The sequence below is a fragment of the Mucilaginibacter sp. Mucisp73 genome (assembly GCF_059491465.1).
In genome coordinates this window covers 2,025,547-2,048,086 of record NZ_CP168507.1, presented here as the reverse complement: position 1 = coordinate 2,048,086, position 22,540 = coordinate 2,025,547, and the positions used below count along the sequence as shown (strand labels likewise).

13 protein-coding genes are annotated in these 22,540 nt (G+C 43.8%); 2 read left to right on the top strand and 11 right to left on the bottom strand.

Annotation, left to right across the window (positions count from 1 at the left end):
• Positions 1-123 precede the first annotated feature (123 nt).
• A complete protein-coding gene (locus ACEN82_RS08770) occupies positions 124-1,362 on the bottom strand; it encodes an MFS transporter (RefSeq protein ID WP_413318942.1) in 1,239 nt (412 codons plus the stop codon).
• Positions 1,363-1,708: 346 nt separating this feature from the next.
• Between ACEN82_RS08770 and ACEN82_RS08765 the strand changes: the two genes are divergently transcribed.
• Complete coding sequence (locus ACEN82_RS08765; RefSeq protein ID WP_413318944.1) at positions 1,709-2,296, top strand: TetR/AcrR family transcriptional regulator; 588 nt, start codon at positions 1,709-1,711, stop codon at positions 2,294-2,296.
• A gap of 14 nt (positions 2,297-2,310) precedes the next feature.
• On the opposite strand, the gene ACEN82_RS08760 is transcribed toward ACEN82_RS08765, so the two are convergent.
• A complete protein-coding gene (locus ACEN82_RS08760) occupies positions 2,311-3,756 on the bottom strand; it encodes a TlpA family protein disulfide reductase (protein ID WP_413318946.1) in 1,446 nt (481 codons plus the stop codon).
• 279 nt (positions 3,757-4,035) lie between these two features.
• Between ACEN82_RS08760 and ACEN82_RS08755 the strand changes: the two genes are divergently transcribed.
• On the top strand, positions 4,036-6,402 hold the full coding sequence (locus ACEN82_RS08755; RefSeq protein WP_413318948.1) for an alpha-L-rhamnosidase-related protein: 2,367 nt from the start codon (positions 4,036-4,038) through the stop codon (positions 6,400-6,402).
• A 68-nt stretch (positions 6,403-6,470) separates the two neighbouring features.
• Here the strand turns inward: ACEN82_RS08755 and ACEN82_RS08750 are convergent, their stop codons facing one another.
• The 9 genes from ACEN82_RS08750 to ACEN82_RS08710 form a co-directional block, all read right to left on the bottom strand.
• Positions 6,471-7,043 carry an MCP four helix bundle domain-containing protein gene (locus ACEN82_RS08750; protein ID WP_413318950.1) on the bottom strand — a complete coding sequence of 191 codons (573 nt, stop codon included), beginning with the start codon at positions 7,041-7,043 and terminating at the stop codon, positions 6,471-6,473.
• 140 nt (positions 7,044-7,183) lie between these two features.
• On the bottom strand, positions 7,184-8,209 hold the full coding sequence (locus tag ACEN82_RS08745) for a LacI family DNA-binding transcriptional regulator (protein ID WP_413318952.1): 1,026 nt from the start codon (positions 8,207-8,209) through the stop codon (positions 7,184-7,186).
• A gap of 109 nt (positions 8,210-8,318) precedes the next feature.
• Positions 8,319-9,554, bottom strand: a complete 1,236-nt coding sequence (gene fucP / locus ACEN82_RS08740) for an L-fucose:H+ symporter permease (protein WP_413318954.1) — start codon at positions 9,552-9,554, stop codon at positions 8,319-8,321.
• Positions 9,555-9,622: 68 nt separating this feature from the next.
• Positions 9,623-12,589: a discoidin domain-containing protein gene (locus ACEN82_RS08735; RefSeq protein ID WP_413318956.1), complete on the bottom strand. Its 2,967-nt coding sequence runs from the start codon at positions 12,587-12,589 to the stop codon at positions 9,623-9,625.
• A 311-nt stretch (positions 12,590-12,900) separates the two neighbouring features.
• On the bottom strand, positions 12,901-15,177 hold the full coding sequence (locus ACEN82_RS08730) for a GH92 family glycosyl hydrolase (RefSeq protein WP_413318958.1): 2,277 nt from the start codon (positions 15,175-15,177) through the stop codon (positions 12,901-12,903).
• A 47-nt stretch (positions 15,178-15,224) separates the two neighbouring features.
• A complete protein-coding gene (locus ACEN82_RS08725) occupies positions 15,225-16,424 on the bottom strand; it encodes a DUF5005 domain-containing protein (RefSeq protein ID WP_188832516.1) in 1,200 nt (399 codons plus the stop codon).
• Positions 16,425-16,434: 10 nt separating this feature from the next.
• Positions 16,435-17,610 (bottom strand): prolipoprotein diacylglyceryl transferase, encoded by a 1,176-nt coding sequence (locus ACEN82_RS08720; RefSeq protein WP_188832517.1) that lies wholly within the window; start codon positions 17,608-17,610, stop codon positions 16,435-16,437.
• Positions 17,611-17,693: 83 nt separating this feature from the next.
• Entirely contained in the window at positions 17,694-20,786 is a 3,093-nt protein-coding gene (locus ACEN82_RS08715) for a SusC/RagA family TonB-linked outer membrane protein (RefSeq protein ID WP_188832518.1), read from the bottom strand.
• A gap of 41 nt (positions 20,787-20,827) precedes the next feature.
• A complete protein-coding gene (locus ACEN82_RS08710) occupies positions 20,828-22,534 on the bottom strand; it encodes a RagB/SusD family nutrient uptake outer membrane protein (protein WP_413318961.1) in 1,707 nt (568 codons plus the stop codon).
• Positions 22,535-22,540: the final 6 nt, after the last annotated feature.

Below are 22,540 nucleotides of genomic sequence, written 5' to 3'. Positions count from 1 at the left end.
GGTCAATAAACGCGTAAACCTATAAAGTGTTGAATTGTACCGTCTTTATGTATCGTTGTAAAACAGGTGAAGCCGATAATTAATTAACGGCTTCACCTGTTATTTAAGGCAATATCATTCAGCTTATACCGCTACCTCAGCAGTTAAAATAACAGCAGCTTCTTCTTGTTTTTGGTGCGAAGTCCTTGCTTTGATGAAAAGCACCAGGGTAATAACAGCCAGTATCGCGAACGATAGATAAGCGGTTCCTAATAACTGCTGATTTTTGATGGCCATAATATTTACAATGCCGTAGCTAAAAAATGAAGTGATAATATAAAGCGAGCCGCCGGTCACGCCGCTTGCAATACCCGCATTTTTTGAAAACCGGCCTAAACAGTAGGCAAATATATTATTGAATATAAAGCCAGATAACAGGTGGACCAATGCTGTAAAGGCCATCAGCGTAAATAAATTTGTTTTAATCCCTGCTGTAAACACCATTAAAGCGGCAAAGCCTAATTGCAGTGCAAGCGCTATAGATACTTTTTTGATAAGCGGTTTCCTGATGAGGGCTTTTGAAATAATACCGCCCGCCATCAATGATACCCCCGAAAGCAGCGAACAATAACCGGTTACCACAGGCGACAAATGAAATACATGCTCAATTATAAAAGGGCTGCTCATCCCATACACCACCAACATAGCATAGCTCAGGGAGATCAGGATAAGTCCCAGGGAAAAATCGCGGGTTTTAATGGTAGCCAGGTAAACCTGCAAAATACTTTTAGCTTTGAACGGGTGATAATTTTTTAATGATTCGCCACCGTATACCAGCTCTAAAACAAGTAGCGAAAGAGTGGCTATCCCCAGGAAAAGGAAGTTGGATTCCCAGCCAAAAGCAGCTTCAAGGTAACCTCCAATAAAGGGTGCTACAATAGGCGCGGTTGCCCAAATGATAGAAAAAAGACTTGTGTAATGTTTAAGCTGCTCGCCCGAGTACATATCTACAAAGTATGCCCTCTTCCCTACTACAATAAGCGCTACCGTGATGCCCTGCAAAATACGCATGGCATAAATAAGCTCGATATTATGACAGATAGCTATGACAAAACTTGCAAATGCAAACACCAGCAAGGAAACAGTACCGATACGGTACCGGCCAAAGCTATCGAGCAAGCTGCCAACAAACAACTGACTAACGCCCGAACTGATCATAAAAGCGATGAGCGAAAGCTGAACGGCCGAATTATTGACAGCTAATTCCCTGGCCATAGAAGGTAGGGAAGGTATATAAATATCAGTTGCAAAACCCGAAAGCGGGATCAGCGCGAACGCTAAAATTGTGCTGATGCCCCTGTGATGTTCTTTTATAAGTTTCATAGCTTAATGTTAAAATTTAACAGATCGTAAAAACAGTATGCTGTGCGTTTTTATTTAAAACAAAAATAGACTAATTGGTTTATTAAATAAAACCACTTGGTCTACTTTTAACCATATTTACATTACTATGTCAATCACTGCTTAGCCGGCTTATAAATACAGGCATTCATAAGATGAGTGTAAAAAAATCAACCTAAAGTTATACATTTACAAACCAAACCTGAAATAAAACACTAACTAACAGCTATTTACAAATAATAAAACACTCAGTTAATTTCAACAGGCAATCAACGGCCTTTATTTTTTTAAACCATTTAGTCTATATTTGCATAGTAAATAACTGAAGATGAGCAAAGGCGAGCAAAAAAGGCAATTCATTATTGAGCAGGCAGCGATTTTATTTAATGAGAGGGGAATTGCCGGCACTTCGGTTGATGAGATACTTGAAGTTGCCAATACCAGTAAGGGATGTTTTTATGGCCATTTTGAAAGCAAAGACGAACTGGCACAAGCCGCTGTTGATTACCTTTTAGGAAAACTAAACGACAGGAGGAACAACACAGTAAGCAAACATAAAACTGCCATTGCCAAGATCAATGCCGCTTTAGACAACAGCAAAAATCCATTGAAAAGCTATATTGAAGGCGGCTGCCCGATAGTTAATTTTTCGACAGAGACGGATGACACTAACCCGGCCATCAAAAAAAAGCTAAAAGACATGGTTGATACCGCAATAACAACCTATGCCAATATTATTCAGGACGGAATTGATAATGGGGAACTCTCAAACGCCATAAATCCCGTTGAATTTGCAACCCGAATGATGCTTTCGATAGAAGGAGGCAACGCGATCTGCAGGGTATTAAACAGCACAAAACCAATGCAGATCATGATCAATAGCCTGAAAAACGAACTGGCATCATATGCCCTGTAAAAAGCATAAACACTCTATGGCTTTGCGATAGCTTCATTGATCAATTGTTCGGCCTCCGCGCTCCCCGGGCCCGGAGCATCAAAGCTGAGCATTTTGCCTTCTTTATCAATCAATATATATTTTGGAATTGCATAGGCTATGTATGATTGTGCAACTGTACCGTCTTTGTCATAAAGCTGCAGCCAGTCCGGCTTTTCTTCTTTGAGTGCATTTCGCCATTCCTTTTCTCCGTCATGTACGGCAATACTAACAAAAGCAACCTGGGGATTAGCTTTAAACTTGTCGCTTAGTTTTTTATATGCGGGCATTTCCTGGCGGCAGGGCCCGCACCAACTGGCCCAAAGGTCAATATAAATAACTTTTCCTTTAAAATCGGCCAGGTTAAAAACCTTGCCACGGTCGCTGGGCAAAGTAAAATCCGGAGCCGGCTTCCCAATTTGCACCTGCATCAGCTGTAACTTTTTTTCGGTAAAATTACCGGCGATGTTATTTTTTAAAACCGGGTTACTCATGGCGTCAATGAACACGCGCATCTCCTTTTGGGCTATATTCAGTTTTTCAAGAGAGTTAGCACTACCAATTCTTTTTTCAACGTACCGGTTCAGGTAATAGTCCCTAACCTTGCCGGTAAAAAGCTGTTTGATTTTGCCAAGTGTGTACCCGGGCTGCTTCACCGATGCAGAATCGCGCAGCAGATCCAGCCGCTGTTCATAGGCATAATAAAGTGGCAAAACCCATGATTTATAATCTTCTGATACTAAATATTCGTCATGCGATATACCTTTTGAAAATGCTGAGGGGGTGTTTTTTGATACCAGCTCCCGCATCTGCGCTGCATTGTATTTACTCAAATCAAGGTGCTGAAGCAGCATGTAAAAATTTAAGCTTTGATTATCTAAATCAATCATTTTCTTAAACGTATTGAAATATTGATCCTGTTTTGCCGGCTTGTTAAACACAACACTTAGTAACGAGTCTTCCAACGTTTTGCTTTTTTTAAGGAATTGGATTAACTCATCGGTCTTTAGTTCATACCACGCTGTCTTGTCGTTCCGGGCAACCAGGATTGAATCTAATTTTACACGGTATTGATTGGTTTCGGCACCTATACCGGTTATCTTTTTAGTTTTCGACAGGTTGACATAATCAATAGCGTCACCGGTTATATGGAGATCATAACCCGGTGCCACATAGATCCGGTTGATTTGAGTGTTGTTTTGCTGGATGCTGGTGCGTTGAGGCTTGGCTATTTTGTACGTTTTTAAATAAAACTCGCCCGAATCATTAAGCCTGATGGTATCCATAAGAAGTTTACCGTTGGCATCTTCAAAAAAGACCTTCAACATTTTTTCGGCCGAATTGCTGAGCTTTCCCTGTATAACAAGTGGCTGAACCGGGTTTTGAGCTACCCCCCTGCCGATAAAATAAAATGAAAGCAGGAACAGGATCATTTTTTTCATAGATGTAATTGGTAGGTTTAAACAAATATAAAGCTCAGCAGCTTATTTCAATACAACTTCGGGATTTAGTTTGCATGTTATCCCAAGCCAGAGGCAGACTGAACCAGCGATGGTTCAAAAATGAAAAACATAGTCCCATCAGCTTTGCCAATCATAAAAAAACAAAAAAATTTGATAAAATGCTAAATCGATTTAATTATATTAGTCGAACCAATTTATCTACTTAATGCAACCAGGAAAAACCAACCTGACCCTCACCAATTAATCAATGAAATCTTCATGAAACACCTTCTGATTCTAACTTTATCTCTAACTATCATTCTCTCATCACAAAACAGTAACGCCCAGCCTGTTCATAAAACCGCAGAGGAAAGGACATGGAATGCACAATGGATCTCCGTGCCCAACATCACCGGAAATGAATACGGTATTTATTATTTCCGTAAAAACATTGAGCTTACCAACAAACCGGCCAGCTTTGTTATTCATGTATCGGCAGATAACAGGTATAAACTGTACGTAAACGGTACATTGGTATCATTAGGCCCGGCAAGGGGCGATACTTTTTACTGGAACTATGAAACCGTCGACCTTGCGCCCTATCTCGTAACCGGTAAAAATACGGTAGCTGCTTTAGTGTGGAACGAGGCTCAGTACCGCCCTGAAGCCCAGATCAGTGTCCGTACCGCTTTTATTATACAAGGCAATTCAGTAGCCGAAGAGATCCTTAACACCAATAACACCTGGAAAAGCATCCAGGACAAAGGCTATCAGCCCATCTGGGGCTATTTCGCTGCCAGCACCGGCGAAATGGTGGATCTGAATAAAAGCATGATGAACTGGTACTCGCCTAACTTTGATGATAGCAGCTGGCCAAAGGCAGCTAACCTCTTCGGCGGGCAATTAAAGGGCCGGTGGGATGGATTCGGATGGCAATTGGTACCATCCTCAATTCCGCACCAGGAATTAATTTATGAGCGGATCCCCGTTGTACGTAAAGCCTCCGGGATAGATGTTCCCCCGGTTTTTCCGGGCACTAAAACGCCGCTTACTATTCCTGCAAATACTACAGTTACCATGCTGCTTGATCAAACACATCTTACCAATGCCTATCCTACCATTAATTTCAGCGGTGGGAAAGATGCCGGGATCTCTTTAAGTTATGCCGAATCGCTTTTTGATAATTTAAGCAAATATGGAATGCGCAAAGGCAACCGTAACGATGTGGAGGACAAGGATTTTTCGGGCAGAAATGATAGTTTGATCTCCAACGGCAGCAAAGGACAATCATATACTACGCTCAACTTCCGTACTTTTAGGTACATCCGCTTAATTGTGCATACACAAAACGAGCCTTTGGTTATTGATGACCTGTATGGCACCTTTACCGGGTACCCATTTAAGCAACGTGCCGTTTTCAATACCGATAATAAGGAAATAAAACAAATGCTCGATATCGGCTGGCGTACCGCCCGTCTTAATGCGTTTGAAACCTATACAGATTGTCCTTATTATGAACAGCTGCAATACATTGGCGATACCCGCATCCAGGCCATGATATCCTATTACTATAGCGGCGATGACCGGCTGGCTCGCAATGCCATTAACCTGATGGACCATTCCCGTTTAACAGAGGGCGTTACCCAAAGCCGTTACCCTACGCATGATACCCAAATTATTTCAACTTTTTCATTATGGTACATAGGCATGCTGTATGATTACTGGATGTACCGCAATGACAGTAATTTTATTAAGGATAAGCTGGATGGCGAACGGGCAGTATTAAAGTTTTTCAGCCAATACCAACAAGCTGATGGCTCATTAAAAAATACCCCTTACTGGACCTTTGTGGATTGGGCCAGCGGCAAAAACTGGGATATAGGCTCGCCGCCAAAAGGCACCGACGGCAGTTCGGCCATTATTGATTTGCAATTACTTTGGGCTTATGAGTGGGCTGCTGCTATGGAAACAAAAATGGGCATGCCCGGTTACGCCACTTTATACAACAAAGAAGCTGCTAAGCTTAAGCAAACTATTCAACGCAAATATTGGGACCCGGCAAAAATGCTGTATGCCGATACATGGGACAAGAAACAATTTTCGCAGCATGCCAATTCATTAGCCATACTTACAGGCATGGTAAAAAACGCAGATCTGCCCGTGTTATCCAAACGATTATTAAGCGATACCTCATTGACCCAATGCACCATTTATTTTAAATATTACCTGCACCAGGCCTTAGTAAAAGGTGGTTTAGGTAACGATTATATGAATTGGCTGGATATCTGGCGCGAGAATATTAAAATGGGCTTAACCACCTGGGCCGAATATTCCGATCTTAAATACAGCCGTTCAGATTGCCATGCCTGGGGAAGCAGCCCCAACATTGAATTCTTCAGGACTGTTTTGGGTATTGACAGCTATTCGCCCGGATTCAGCAAGATCAGGATCGAACCACATTTGGGAACAATGACAAATGTGAGCGGCGAGATCCCCCATCCTGATGGCAAGGTTGCAGTAGCTTATGTTTTAGAAAATAACAGATGGAAAATAAAGGTCAGTTTACCGCAGCACACATCCGGCATATTGGTATGGAGGGCAAAAACGTACTTACTTAAAAGCGGTGAAAATGTGATGATTATTTAAATACAAGCAGTTGAAGACTTACGAAGTTTTAAAAACTTCGTAAGTCTGGCTTCTATCATTTAAGCTTTTTAATTAAGCAAATGCCTTTCGTCCTGCCTTAAAATCATTTGTTCCCTGGCGCTTAGCAGCACCATAATAAATAATCCAAGTAAAATACAAACAACCACACCAAAATTGGCTGTAAGTATACTTGAACTTACATTTCTTTGTCCGTTTTGTAGCAGGCGGTTGCTCTCGCCAACTTGTATCGCTATCAGTTGATCAAGCGATTTAAGTGCCTGATTAAAAACATACTCTGCATTATTCAGGCCAGCTTCCTGCTGCTGCAGATGACGCAATTGCACACGAAAGGTCTTCCATTTTGCTGATTCTTCGCGTGTTAATTGGGTGGCCTCATATTTCTTTGCTAACGCTTCTATAGCTGCATAATTACCATTAATTTTTACCTGAACATCTGCACCAGAAACAGCTGCCAGTTTATTTTCATAAAGCCGACTGCTTATTTCATGTACAAAAGTAGCCGGCAATAAGCGGTCCTTCATAATGGATGTCAACGTTTTATCCAATTCTTTAACATTGTCCCGCCCATTCCAGTTGGCTAATAAAAGCATAGCGGTAAGCACAGCTAAAGCCAAAACCATTCTCGCTTTATTTTTTATGATAAAAGCCCGTGTCATAACAGTAAATTTTCATTAAAGATAATAAAAGGGTGCCCGGTTACAGAAAACCTATCCCCTGCAAGTGTATCATTTACATCTGCTAATATATGGTTCTTTTAAAATTAATCAATCTTTAAACCGGATGATGATCCCCTGATCTGGAGGTTGGTTTTAAGAATTATGGAATGAGAAGCAGTACTAACTCCTTTTGTATTAAGCTTTTTGAGTAGCACGGTGATCACATTATCGGCAATTTCTTCAACCGGCTGAGCTATGGCGGTTACCGGGGGCGAGTACAGCTTAAAAACGTCATAATCATCAAACGATATAACGGCCATATCCCCGGGCACTTTAATACCCAGCGTGTTAAACACTTTTAACCCACAGGTACCTACATGGTTGGTGCCAAAAACTACCGCGTCGAGATCCTGATGCTTTTTAAAAAAGGCAGTCATCGGTTTAATGATCATTTCTTCGTCCTGGTTAAAAACAATCTCTTTAACCACCGGAGCAAAACGGCTTTCCTTCAGCGCATCCTTATAGCCCTGCATCCGGGCCAGCATTTGTGTTTGTGACGAAGCGAAAGTAACGAAGCCTATATTTTTGTAACCCTGTTGTATTAAGTGCCTGGTGGCATTATAGGTGCTGAAAAGGTTATCAATCTCTACATAATCGGTATTTACTTTGGGTAAATGCCTGTCGAACATTACCACCGGCAAGCCATCCTTAAGCAGCTGTTCTACATCGTCTTCAATACCTTCGGGCGGGGCAATAATATAGCCATCCACATGCCTGTCACGAAACATGCTAATTAGTTCCCTGGTTTTTTGGGTATCATTATCGGTACTGCAATAAATTATTTTGTAGCCGTTTTTATAAGCCCTATCCTCAATAAGCCGGGCTATGCTGGCAAAAAAAGGGTTTGAAATATCTTCAACCATTAAACCAATGGTATTTGATTTACCGGTACGCAGGCTTTTAGCCAGGGAATTAGGTTTATAACCCACTTCTTCTACATATTTGGTAACACGCTCTACCAGGTCTTCACCTATCCGTTTTTCCTTTGCACGCCCGTTCAGTATAAACGATACGGTGGTTTTAGAAACCTTTAATTCATTGGCGATATCAACAATCGATAGTTTTTTCAATGGCTTATAATTGGCTAAAATCAAATATAAAATATAATCGCTTAATAACCATGATTTATTAAGCGATTATTGGCCAAAATATAAAAATAAATCGATTAAGCTAATTTGCTCATATTCCTTTTTTATTCAGTTTAGGATAACTGATCCCGAACAAAAATATCACCATATAACAAATGATAGGCAGGTAATAAGCCGTAGCAACATTGTGATTAGCGATGAGGCCCATAACAGGCGGAAACAATCCTCCACCTACAACTCCCATTACTATAAATGATGACGCGTTTTGCGTTTGTGAACCTAAATTTTTCAACCCCAGGCTAAATATGGTTGGGAACATAATACTGAAGAAAAAGTTGATGAACAGCAATGCAACAAATGATACCACGCCAAATCCCTGTGCTACAATAACACACATCAGGATATTGCCCAGAGCAAATATCGCCAGCAGTTTGTTTGGCGCTATGTAACGCATCAGGAAGGTGCCAATAAAACGGCCGGCCATCATCATCACCATGCTTAATGAAAAATAATAGCTCGCGCGTTCGTCGGTTAAATGCATGATCTCGTGACCGTAGTTGATGAAAAACGCCCAGGTGCCGCCTTGTGCTGCCACGTTAAACAGTTGAGCTATGGCCGCAAAAACGAAATGCTTTTTTTTGAACAGGCTTTCCGGAATATGTCCTTCGGCAGCAACAGCGTATGAATCTGTTGCTACAACATGCGGATCCTGCAATGACGGCACTTTTAAAAATGAAAATGCTACACCAACTAATGCTATCACCGCTCCTATCACAATATACAGGTGTTTAACAGATATCAGGTCGTTAGAATGCTCCTGCCCTCCTTTTAAAACGAAATAGCCGCCCAACAGCGGACCAATAACGCCGCCGACACCGTTAAAGGCCTGCGAAAAGTTAATGCGCTGGTCGCTGGTACGCTGATCGCCGAGAGAGGCAACAAATGGATGGGCAACGGTTTCGAGTGTAGCCAGGCCGCAAGCCAGGATAAACAAGGCAATCCGGAAGAAGTCAAACGATTTAGCATCAGCCGCCGGAACAAACAGGAATGCCCCTGCAGCATACAGCCCCAGGCCTAAAAGCACACCGTTTTTATAACCAAATTTTTTCATGAACATACCTGCCGGGATGCCCATCACCGCGTAAGCGCCAAACAATGATAACTGTACATAAGCCGAACGTGATTTTGAAACATGTAAAACATTTTGAAAATGCTTGTTTAATGTATCGCCGAGGGTCATGGCTATGCCCCAGAGCATAAATAATGAGGTAACAAAAATGAGTACTACAAGGAACTTGCGTTCGGTGAATTTGGGTTTGGTATCCATTGTGCAGGTTTGTTTGTTAATTGGACCGGTAAATTAGTTTAAAACTTCAACGTACCAAAGGCCTATTATTACTTTTCTGTTATTACCGGATCATTATAAGGCTGTACCAATAGTTTCAGCTGATCCTTGCCCAGCAAGGCTGCGTCAAATTCAATCCTGATATCTTTTGATTCGCCCTTCATCAGCGAAAAATAGTTATCATTCATTATTGCCGGCAGTATCTGTTCACCCGTGGCGGCTTTTGTTGCCTGTACGCGAATGCTAAATGCAGCCGCCTTTGATGAGGATGGGTTGCTGATCTTTGCATTCACATAATACTTGCTGTTAATTTGTTTTATGGTTGATGACACCTTAAGGTTAACCTTTGGCAGTTGGTTAAGGGCGGTAAAATCTGTGCGTTTATTACCCCGCCAGTAAAAATTATCTGATACCAGTTTTCCGTTTTTATCAATCAATCTTAGTTTGATGAAATGAACATCCGTAAGACCACTGCTTTTCGGCGCGCCGCCGTACACCTCAAAATCCCAAAGCGAGTAGCCCCATCCCGATCCGCGCTGTAATCCATACATACGCACGTAGCGGCCTTTTACCTCATCAAAAGTGATTTGCTGCACGCCAACATGCCCATCGCCGCTTTCATAAACATCTTTCCAGCTTTTGGCATCGTCAGATACCTGGATCTTGAAAGCTTTACCATATGCCTCCTCCCAATTCAATTTAACACCGTTTATCTCTTGCTCCCTGCCAAGATCAACATAGATCCATTCAGCATCGCTGAAATTACTGGCCCACCTGCTTCCCTGATTACCATCCGTTACAGAACCGGCCTCCCCCATGGTGGTTGATGATGCAAATGCGGGTTTGTTAAGTGCCAGGTTTTCGCGGTTATCAGCAAAAGCCATGGTAAAGCAATTCAGCGCTGTATTCGATGGCGCATCGATAGTTTTTGACTGGCTGTATTCTTTTACGATCTGTCCATCGCTGTTATAAACATCGGCATAAGCAATGAGGCTGTTTTCGTCGGTGCGAGTGGTGTTGATCACTTTAATAGCATTATTTACCGGGTTCCATTGAATATGCACCGGTTCGCAGGCTTTTTTAGCCCCCCAGTAGGCACCGGTGAGGTCATAATAGTAATCATAGGTTTGCCACACCAATGAAGGATAGGCCGACTGGCTCATCCAGGTCATAATGCCCGAAGCATCTTCCCAAATGTTATCTTCCCAGCCCTCATACATGGCTTTATTGGTTTCGATGTTTAGCAGCTGTGCTTTACGGCAATAATCTTCGATACCCGAAGCGGCTCCGTAACGGTTTTTAATTCCATCGTCGTACCTGTCGGGGCCTGCATTACCTGCGGACGGGCCAAAGAAATGCAGGTTCCACATCTCGTTGCGGGGCCACCATTTATCCTTCGGCATAAACTTTTTAAAGCTGTCGAAATTGGTAAATACCGCCGTACCTATCTCGCTGCGAAGACCCCAACCCTGGTTACCGCCAAATCCATTAGGAAAACGGCTGAAATACCAGCGCGGATCAAAGTTAGTCCACGGACCGCTGCCTGTTAGGTTACCGGCATGCGAGTTGGGCTGATAATACCTTTCGTTACCATCGTAAGCGCTAATGTCTTCGCGAAGCCAGTTGTTAAGCGGAGGTAAAGGCTCGCCCTCATTATCACCGCACCAAATGGCAATGGAAGGATGGTTCCTGAACCGTTTTATTTTTTCGATAGCATTGGCATTGAAAGTATTTACATCATTAGGCAGGTTGGGGATGGAGTTAAGCCAGAAATCATCCCAGATCATAATGCCGTATTTGTCGCAGGCATCATAAAATTCTTCGTCCGTGGTTGAGCCTATCCAGTTGCGGATGATGTTAAAATTCATTTCCTTATGCAGACGCACTTTGGTATCATACTCGTCTCCCCGGCAACGTAACATATACTCGGCCATCCCCCAATTGCCGCCCTTTAAAAATACTTTGGTGCCATTTACATACAAATGCAATACATGGCCCACGGTATCATAGCTGTATTTTTTGATACCGAACCGGATCTGTTTGCTGTCAGATACTTCATCGCCAAGCTTCAGGCTTAAGTTACAGGTGTACAGGTTGGCATCGCCATAGCCATTGGGCCACCACAGCTTTGGGCCGTTGATCACCAGCTGCGAAAAATGTTTTGGGTCGATTTTTACCTCGGCATTGCTGTTAGCACCCACAAATACCTTTTGCGTAAACTGGATATTTCCAGGATTAATAACACCGGTTAAGGTCCCCGATTGAAAAGTATCGGTGCTGTTTTTCACCCCAACCGAAACCGATACTTCAGCCCGGGCGGTAGTAGGCACATCTGTACGAATCCAGGGATCATTAATGGTAAGGCTACCTGTGTTGCTCAGGTAAACATCATCAGTAATGCCGCTATTAAGGCCTGGTACATAAGGCATCCAATCCCAACTGGCGCTGGGTATATATGTTGGGCTGGCATAATTTACCAATGGGTTCAGCGGACAGTAAACCAAAACAGCCAGCGTATTTGCCCCTGTTTTATTTAAAAGTTTCGTTACGTCATACATGCCCCGCTGCATAAAACCATCTAAGCTACCTATCTTCTTCCCATTCAGGTAGATCTCGGCTTTGCGGTTAATGCCTTTGAAATTAAGCCAGATTTTTTGTTTAGCGAAACCTGCAGGTACGCTGAACTGCGTACGGTACCAGAAATTGCGGTCGTACTTCTTTTTATCAACCTTATAAATATTATCGCCAAAATTGGGATCCTTTTCCAAACCGGCTGCTACGTATGATGAAAATACAGTACCGGGTACGATAGCCTTTACCCAATCAGTAGTGGCGTAACCGTTTTTGTAGATGTCAAGACTGTCGGCTCCCAGATCGGCCTGGGCTTTTACTTTCCAGGTGATTTGTTTATTGGTGTTGTTGAGGTAAAAGATTTCCTGTGCTGATGCCTGGTTGAGCAGCAGTATCACCGAAGTAAGTAATAGAATTGACTTTTTTATTTTGTAAATATTGATCATAAAATCGTTTTAGCTAATATTCTAATAATTCTTAAAGTAAACCGTCATTGTGAGGAACGAAGCAATCCCTGATTTGCAGATCGGCTCTGTATAGTTTGGGATTGCTTCGTTCCTACCCATGACATAATAAAAAATACAGTCATGCTGAACTTGTTTCAGCACCCCACATGCAAGGTCGCTTGCATAGCCGCTCAGCGCGTGGGATCCCGAAATAAATTCGGGATGACGGGTAGTGTAAATGTCATTTCACCTTCAGAGGCCTCCGGATTTAAACATTCGCAATGACGTTTTCCATATTCTTCTTAATTTTGTTATTGAGCTTTTGATAGCGAAAACGGTCTGTCTTCAAGCGCTACGCCTCGGGTCACAGCTGGTTTATCACCCATTTCAAAGTGTAATATGCCGCCGTTCATAATATCAGCATGGCTGATCCAGTTATGGGTATAAGGCTTACCATTAAGCGTCGCCGACTGAATATACACGTTCTCTTTGTTGTTATTGTTAGCTTCTATCACGAACTTTTTGCCATTTTCCAAAGCGATAGTCATCTTTTTAAATAGCGGACTACCAATCACATACTGATCGGTACCGGGGCAAACACTGTAAAAGCCAGCGGCGCTCAACACAAACCAAGATGACATCTGTCCTTCATCCTCATCACCAGGGTAACCATTTTCGCCGGCGTTATACATCTTATCCATCACACTGCGCAAATGTTGCTGCGCCTTCCATGGCTGGCCGGCATAGTTGTACATGTAAAGCAAATGGTGAATAGGCTCGTTACCCTGGGCGTACTGACCCATTTTAAATTCGGCCATCTCTGTCATTTCGTGGATCACCTGTCCGTACCCTCCTACTTTGATTGTTCCAGGCTCAGTAAATACCGAATCAATCTTAGCAGTAAAGTTTCTCTCTCCGCCCATCAGGTTGATCAAGCCCTGCGTATCCTGAAAAACAGACCAGGTCCAGTGCCAGGCATTACCTTCGGTATAGGGGCCACCCCAATCCATTGGGTCAAAAGGTTCAATCCAATTACCTTGCGCATCTTTCGCGCGCATGAAACGGGTTTTGGTATCAAACAGGTTTTTATAATTGTACATCTGCCGGGCAAAAACATCTTCATAAAATTTATTGCCGGTGAGTTTAGCCAGTTGATATCCGCAGAAATCATCGTATGCAAACTCCAGCGTCCAGGCAGTTGAACCAAGGGTTTGCGGCGTAAAAGGCACATAACCATTGGCATAATATTCCTTCCAGCCCGGGCGGCCATTGGCACTGCCCCACGGACCTTTATTGGTAGCTTCATGATAGTAAGCCTCCAGGGCTTTTTTGGGGTCGAAGGTGCGGATCCCTTTCACCCATGCATCGGTTAATAGGGATATGGCATGGTTACCGAGCATTCCTCCCGTTTCACCCGGGAACGACCAGGCCGGCAACCAGCCGCATTGCTGCTGCGCATCAAGCAAGGCATTTACAAGCCGGCCTTCCATCTTGGGGTGCAATACAGTATTCAGCGGGAATTGGGCACGGAAAGTGTCCCAAAAACCATTATCGGTATACATATAACCGTCATGTACCTTGCCATCGTAAGGGCTATAATAGTATGGCTTCCCATCTTTATTATATTCAAAAAACTGGTGTGAGAATAGATTGGCGTGATACATGCACGAATAAAAAGTCGCCTTCTGATCTTCCGTGGCCCCCTCAATGGCCATACGGCCAAGCAATTGGTTCCATACTTTATCAGCAGCTTTACGGGTATCATCAAATGATTTGTATTTACCCAGTTCAGTTGTCAAAGTAAGTTCGGCCTGCTCCGGGCTGATATAGGATGAAGCTACTTTCGCTTGTACCGTTTCGCCATCTTTAAATTTGATATAGGCCCCGATACCTTCGCCCTCTGCCGATTCGTTCTTTTCCGAAAGGGTATTCTTTTTATTTTCCCAGGTGCCGTAATCGGTAAAGGGCTTATCAAAAATAATGACAAAGTAATTCCTGAAATCTTTAGGGGCCCAGCGGCTGTTGTTTACGTAGCCTGTTATCTTCCGCTCGGCCGGGATGATTTTTACCCCGCTCATTTTAGTGTAGCCATCTAAAACAAGATAAGAGGCTTTACCTTTCGGGAACGAAAACCTCAGGTGCGCTCCCCGTTCGGTCGGCGACATTTCGGTTGTAATATTATTATCAAGTTTTACCTTATAGTAACCTGGTTGCGCTATCTCGTTATCGTGGCTAAATGATGCCGCCCGTTCATCTTCATTAACAACTAATTTCCCTGCAACCGGCATGAGCGAAAATACCGCATAATCATTTACCCATGAACTGCACTGGTGCGATTGCTGAAAACCGCGGATAGTATGCTCAAAATACTGGTACTTCCATCCATCGCCGTTTTTGCCGGTTTGCGGTGTCCAGGTGTTCATGCCAAAAGGCAATGAGGTAGCCGGGTAGGTATTACCATATGAGAACTCATATTTGGTATTGGTGCCCTGCCGGGTATTTACATATTTAACAAGATTAGCCTCCTGCGCAAACAGGTTTCCGGCATAAATAAGCGCAGCAGCGCATACAAGCGAACGTATTTTCATTGGGTTATATTAAACACTAATTCCATTCGTGCTCCTTCAATTCGAGCCTATTCGTGTTCGTTAAACTTTACCCTGATAAATCTTGGCCTGTACAGGTTTGGATATTTCTTCAGATCGTTTAAAAAATCAACCGAGTTAATGTTATAGCTGATCAGCAGTTCACCGGGCTTTGATAAGCTTGGATGCGCCTTGGCATTATAAACCACAAACGTTTTGGCGATAAGATCAGGCTTGCAATCCCATAATTTAATGATCGGGCCAAACGGACCTACCGGGCTTGCACCTATCCGCATCCCCACCGATGTGGTCATCCCCCCTACCTGGAATATCAACGCATAACGACCATCCGGCAGCGGGCTAAAACTTAACTCATTTGATACGCTGCTTGTTACATTGGCAACCTGTTCCATATCGGCAACCCAGGCTTTGCCATTATAGAAAGTCCACTTACTATAATCTTCAAAATCCCCGGGCAGTACACGGGCAACCATCAGGTGCTTGGCCATGCCACGTACCCCATAAACATAAATATAGCCATCGGGCTTTGGCGCACCGGCTTCTTTGGTATTTACATAAATGCCGGCACCAAACGAGCCGCTTTCCCCTTTCTGATCTACCAGGTAAAACGGCGTATCCATTTGCTTCAGGTCTTTATACGGAGGCTTGCTGTTTGCCGGGATCTTGATGAGCGTGTTGCCAACTTCCCTGAAACCAAATGCTTCGTTGCTTACGTTATGCACCCTGTATCCAAAAATATAGATGCTGTTATTCATTGCCTGGTTTACAAAGCCATCGCCAAGCCAGTAGTAATCTGTAGCTCCTGTTTTAGGTGTATGGGGGATAAAAATAGACTCCGGTTTTCCTTTAGCGTTTTTATCCCAGTAAAATTTCATTTGTTTATCCAAAGGCTCGTTGCCTTTTAGTTCAGCTACCGCATTGTGGATCATGATGGCTCCCGACGCCGTTGTGTTATCACGCACCGCGCCTATCATGCTGTCGCTGAAAATAAAAAGCACTTTATCGTTATGTTTTGCCTGGCCGGTCTCCTTCCCATTCAAAGGGATAGTATAAATACCATCGCCCCCAAACCAGCCCGAATCACGCTTTAGCAGGGCCGACCATTCCGGCGCGGCCTCTACCTTAAATTTAATATCGGTAAGATTAACGGTATCAGTTTTTTGCGCAAAGGCTCTGTTGGTTAAAACCAAGCTCAAACAAGCTAAACAAACAAGGGTAATTTTCTTCATTAAATGATATTTATAATACAGGTAAATGTTTATGATGATGGCTTTTGTGTTTAGCAAACAGCACAATAAAACCTGTTAATCCACCCATCAGCATTAAAAAGCCGATGAAGCCGGCCTGGGTAAACGGTAAACCTAAAAAATGATAAACCGGATTTATACGGATCTGCTCTATCAAAAAACGCTCGGTACCGTTGAGCACAAGGTAAAGGAAAAACATAAAACCGGGTGTAACTATCCGTTTACGAAAAACCCACATCAGCAAAAACATACCAATGCAAAGTACAGCCTCATAAAACGGCGTGGGGTACACCGGGTTAGCCAGTTGATTGCAATAGTTGCCCAGGCAACCGGGTATCAGTGTACCTGCATTGACAGCATTATGCGGATAATTGAACGCCCACATCCAATCGGGCAGCCAGCTTAAAAAACCGGGTTTTAGATGTGGGTTAACCTTACCCCAATCGCCGTCACCCGCCAGCTGGCAACCAATACGGCCAATGCCATACGCCAGCATCATGCCCGGCGAACCGATATCGGCAAGGTGGACCAGTTTCATGTTATGCCGGTGGCCGATATACAAATAAGTCAATGCGCCAAAGATCAGGCCGCCGTAATAAGCAAATCCGTTGGCCGAAAATATAGTACCCAGCGGATCATATCTCAACCTGCCAAAATGCTCAACGATATCAAAAAGCTTGGCGCCAATGAAACCGAAAAGTCCAACACTGAAAACAATCAGCCCCATTAATTGATAAGGGTGTACAGTATATTCGGTTGTTTGCGGTTTAGGCAATGCAAATTTCTTTCGGTCGCAGTAAATCCAAAAGGCAAATGCACCGCCAATAAATACGCCTGCTGTTAAATTTCCCTGCAATGAAAGAATATATGCCCGCGGGTTTGCAGCAAAAACCTGGTAATTAAAAACGGCTCCAAAAAGTTTAAAGCCAAATAAAAAACCGGGCAAAAAATTAATGATCATTTCAGCTGCTGAAGCGGGTTTTCCGATGATTACCTTCCGCTTAAATGCACTGATCTTTCCAATGGCTTCATATCTTTTAAATTCAGAAGTAAACACTATGTAGGCAAATAAAAAGGCGAGTGCTATAAAAAAACCAAGCGTTTGGATAGGAAATCCAATCCGGATATGGAAGAGATAATATATCAGATCGCCGATGGTTGGAAACATATCCTAATTTAAAGTTTATCTGCCAAATCAAAAAAGGAAGCCGGCACCGCAACGCCGGCCCCTTATGGTTTATCTATTGGTTTTTAAAAACCTGCCTGGATGCCCAGGTTAATCACCCGCTGGTTAATGTACGCATCGCCCGCGGTATTGGTAGCAATTTCGGGGTCCTGCTGATATTTTTTGTAGTTATCAAAAGTGAGCAGGTTATATGCGCTCATATAAATGCGGGCATTATTAATCTTGAAGGGCAACAATTTAGTTGGCAATTGGTAACCGATATCAACCGTTTTTAACCGCACGTAATGCGCGTTTAATAACCAGTAATCAGAAAAATAAGCCGTAGGGCTGTTTACCGAAGTTGGATTGGTAGTTAACCTTGGGAAGGCGGCATTAACCGGGTTTTCGGATGTCCAGCGTTCCTGGTGAATGGGCTGAAACTGGCTTTGAAACGGTTCGATACCTGTACCAATCACCGCGAAACTGTAGTTAAACGATCCCTGCAAAAGCACACTTACACTAAAACCTTTGTAAACCGCCTGCAATGAAAGACCGAGTATGGTATTTGGCAGGTTTGGATTTCCGATCGGCCTTTTGTCAAAAACGTTAATAACGCCGTCACCGTTCAGGTCCTGGTATTTCAGATCGCCGGGCTGTAGTGGGATACCGTTATCAGGTACGGGTACCGATTTGCTTCCCGAATTGATGGCGGCAATATCGGCAGCGGTATAGTATCCCAAAAAGTGATAACCATATTGCTGTCCAATTGAATGACCGGTTTGCGCCAGCCATGGATATGCCGGGGTAGCCTCATCTTCATATAGGATCTTGTTTTTAGCATACGAGAACACGAAACCAACGTTGTACTGTACTTTGCCGAGCGTGCTATGATAGCTGATCTGCCCGTCGAGGCCCTGGTTACGGGTTTTACCGATATTTACGGCAGGCAAACCAACACCCAAAATCTCCGGTATACTCCCGGGTGTAATCAGCTGATTGTAACGGATATCGTGGAAATAATCGGCCGTGATGGATATTTTATCATTAAATAAGTTGGCATCCAGCCCAATGTCCACCTTTTTGGCACGTTCCCAAACTACGTTCGGGTTGCCCAAAGAACCTTCATATATAGAATTATAGTTTTGAGCTGTTTCGCCAAAATTGTAACCACCGCCCTGGTTGTAAACCTGGTTATATACATAACGGTTACCCGGCGCTGCATCCGAACCAACCAAACCATAACTGCCCCTTATTTTCAAAAGACTGAACATAGGGAAGGCTTTTTCAAAGAACGACTCTTTGGCGATATTATAACCAAAGCTCACAGCCGGAAAAATCCCAAAGCGGTGATTGGCTGCAAAGCGGTCGGTGCCGTTATAGGCTACGTTAAAGTCGAACAGGAATTTCTGTTTAAAGTCATACCCCACCTTGCCCGATATACCGCGGAACTTTTGCGGCACACCAACCTGCGCGCCATCAAGCAGCGGGTAGGTGAAATACGTTTGCGAAGTTTGATTGAACAACAACAATCCCGAAAAATGGTGCGAACCACGAAATGTCCTGTCGTAATTGGCGTAAAGCTGCAGGTTGTAGTTATTGGTATTGATATCGGTGCTGCCCGTTAACGCATAAGTTTGATATACATAGGTAGCACCCGGCCTTAAGGAATATTGATTAGTAGCCGGATCATAATGATAAGCAGGGATGCCTCCGTTAAAGATTTGCTTGGTAAATTGTTCAATGCTTGAATAAGCAACCCTGCCTGTTACCGAAAGGCCATTGGTTAAAGCATCAAGTCTTTGGGTTGCGCCAAAAAGCACATTAAAATCGGTACGGCGGGAATGTTGATAGCCTCCTGTTGCCAGCCTGGCGTTAAGCGTTGGCAGGTGATCGGGATTAAACGATGAATAGGCGTATGAATAACTTCCGTTAGGGTTAAGATATGGCGCCGTAAAAGGCGTTTCCTTGGTAAAATTATATACCTCGCTCACGGCGTTCTGGTTATAAGGCTGGTTCAGGTCGGAGAAACGGGTGGTAATGTCCAGCCGCAGGTCAAGGGTTTTATTGGCTTTCAGATCGAGGTTTGAGCGAAAGTTATAGCGTTTAAAATAGTAATTGGTATTCACCAAACTTTGCGGATCGGCAAAATCACGTACCAGGCCATTTTGGTTTAGCGCGCCACCCGAGATAAAATATTTTACCCCGGCTGTACCACCCGAAATATCCAGGTTGGCATTGGTTTGATAGGTGTATTTCTTGAATATCTTGTTATACCAATCAACATTGGGGTGGCCGTATGGATCGGATCCATTTTTAAAGAGGTCAAGGTCCTGCTGGGTAAAGCTAAGCGGGATGCCGTCATTATGCTGGGCCTCATTAATCAATACCGCTGTATTATATGAATCTAAAAACTGCGGCGTTTTAGTAGGCTGCTGGATGCCGCTTTCCACACGAAGATTCACTTTAGGGGTGCCGGCCTTGCCGCGGCGGGTGGTTACCACCAATACGCCGTTAGCTCCCTTGATACCATAAATAGCCGTTGTTGACGCATCTTTCAAAATCGAGATGCTCTCTATCTCATTCACGTTGATCTGCTGCAACTGGTCATAGCTGTACTCAATGTCATCTACAATAATGAGCGGCTGGTTACCCGATGGGTTTAGCGAGCTTACCCCGCGGATATAAAAATCTGAAGCATCCTTACCCGGCTGGCCCGAACCTTGCTGCGAAAAAAAGCCCGGCAATTTACCGGTTAAAGCATTTTGCACGTTGGCTGTTGGCACGGTGCGGATCTCACTGGCCGAAATGGAACTTACAGCACCGGTATTGGTGATCCTTTTTTTAGTTCCGTAAGCTACTACGGCTACTTCATCCAAGCCGTTGGTATTGGTTTGCAGTATGATATCCATTCTGCCCGATTCAGATACACGGAGCTCACGCGGGATATAACCAATAAAACGTACAATGATGGTATTTGACTGCCCTTTAAGAACAAGCCTGAACTTACCACCCTGATCTGTAATAGCACCGTTATTAGGAACACCTTTTTCAATTACCGATACCCCTGGCAATACCCCGGTAATATCGCGTACAGTACCTGTTACAGTCCTGCTTTGTGCAAATGACACCGCCGGGAGCAGGATCATTAATATCTGGAAGAGAAGTATTATTTTTCTCATAAAGCTTAATTTTTTTGGTTTAACTGGCTGAGATTTTGAGATTACCATCCTGGATTTTGTTTCATATTCGGGTTCTTCAAAACCTCGTCATAAGGTATTGGGTACAGGTACATCTTAGGCGCTTCGAATTTGGTAGTGAGCGCATTCACCACGTTATAGGTAAGGCTGGAGCCTATCTTCACAATGCTGATCCCTTTTTGCGGCTGGTTCATTACCGTTTCGGCAATTTTCCAGCGGCGGATGTCCCAGTAGCGGTTCTCTTCAAAAGCCATTTCCAGGCGCCGCTCATTTTGGATGATGGCGCGCATCTCCGCTTTGCTCATACCGGCTTTAAGTCCGTAATTGCCGGTGCCCGCATCTATACCTGCCCTTTTCCTGATGCTGATAACAGCATTATAAACCTCGGGAGTTGCACCTGCCGATTCATTGAGTGCTTCGGCATAGCCTAAAACCACATCAGCATAGCGCAGGATCTGCCAGTCTATGACATGCGCAGCGTAGGCATTGGTGTTTTCAAAATTGCCCATAAACTTGCGCATGTAATAGCCTGTTTTGGTTTGTTGTAATGAACCGTTGGGTTTGCTGGCCCCTCCTTCATACAATTGCAGATCTGAGTTAAGCCATCTTGCACCGTTATAGAGCACGGTATAGGTTAAGCGCGGGTCGCGGTTCTGGTAAGGGTTGTCCGGGTTATAACCTGATGCCGGATCAGTAATAGCCAAACCGTTTTTCATGGGGAAGGCATCAACCAATTGCTGTGTAGGACTGGTTTGCCCCTTGCCTACCGCCCCGGTAAATCCAACCGGGCCATTAGTGGTTTCAATCGAGGATGAATTATCTGTTTGGCGGATAAATATATTTTCAGAGCTGTTTTGAGTCAGAAATACATCTTTAAAGCTGGGCAATAACGAATAAACATTCAGGTCCATTACCGCTTTTTCGGCAGCAGCAGCCTGTGCCCACCTGTCGGCGCTAAAATCGGTATAACCGGTTAGTGGATTTGAGGCATCGATATTCTGCCCGTTAAATAATGGGCTTGCCGCATATAGCAGTACTTTGGCCTTTAAAGCCATGGCGGCGCCTTTGGTAGGGCGGTGGTAATCAGCATTAGGGTTGCTTAGCGGCGCGCTCATCAGGGTATCCTTAATGGCATCGCATTCGCTTACAATATACTTGATACAATCGGCAAAGGAATTACGGGGCAAGGCTACATTATCTGTTATAGTAAACACCTTGTTGCCCAATAAGGGAACGCCACCGTAACGTTTAACCAGTTCAAAGTAATATAGCGCCCTTAAAAAACGTGCCTCGCTTTTCCATACATATTTCATGGAGTAACCATGGTATTGTGCAAGTACCGGCACTACATCAATATTGTTCACAAACTCATTTGCCTTGCGGATGCCGGCGTAGTAATAAGCCCAAAGGTTTTCACCGGCGGGGATAGTATATGAATTATAAGATGCTGTTGAAAGTATGGTTACTACATTTGATGATACCGAAGCCGATGACATGGCATCATCACTGGCCGCGTCAAGGTAGTCGTTCCCTACCCTGTTGTGCCCGTTTTGGAGCGCTGCATAAATCCCATACAGGAACATTTGGGCATTGGTGCCTAAGGAATCTTTTTTATCAAACACGTAATTGATAGTAACCTTATCAACCGGGAACTGCTCATATTTTTTACAGCCGGCCATTATGGTTAAGATGCCGGCGGCCGCTAAAATTATTTTGTTGAAACTCTTCATGATCGT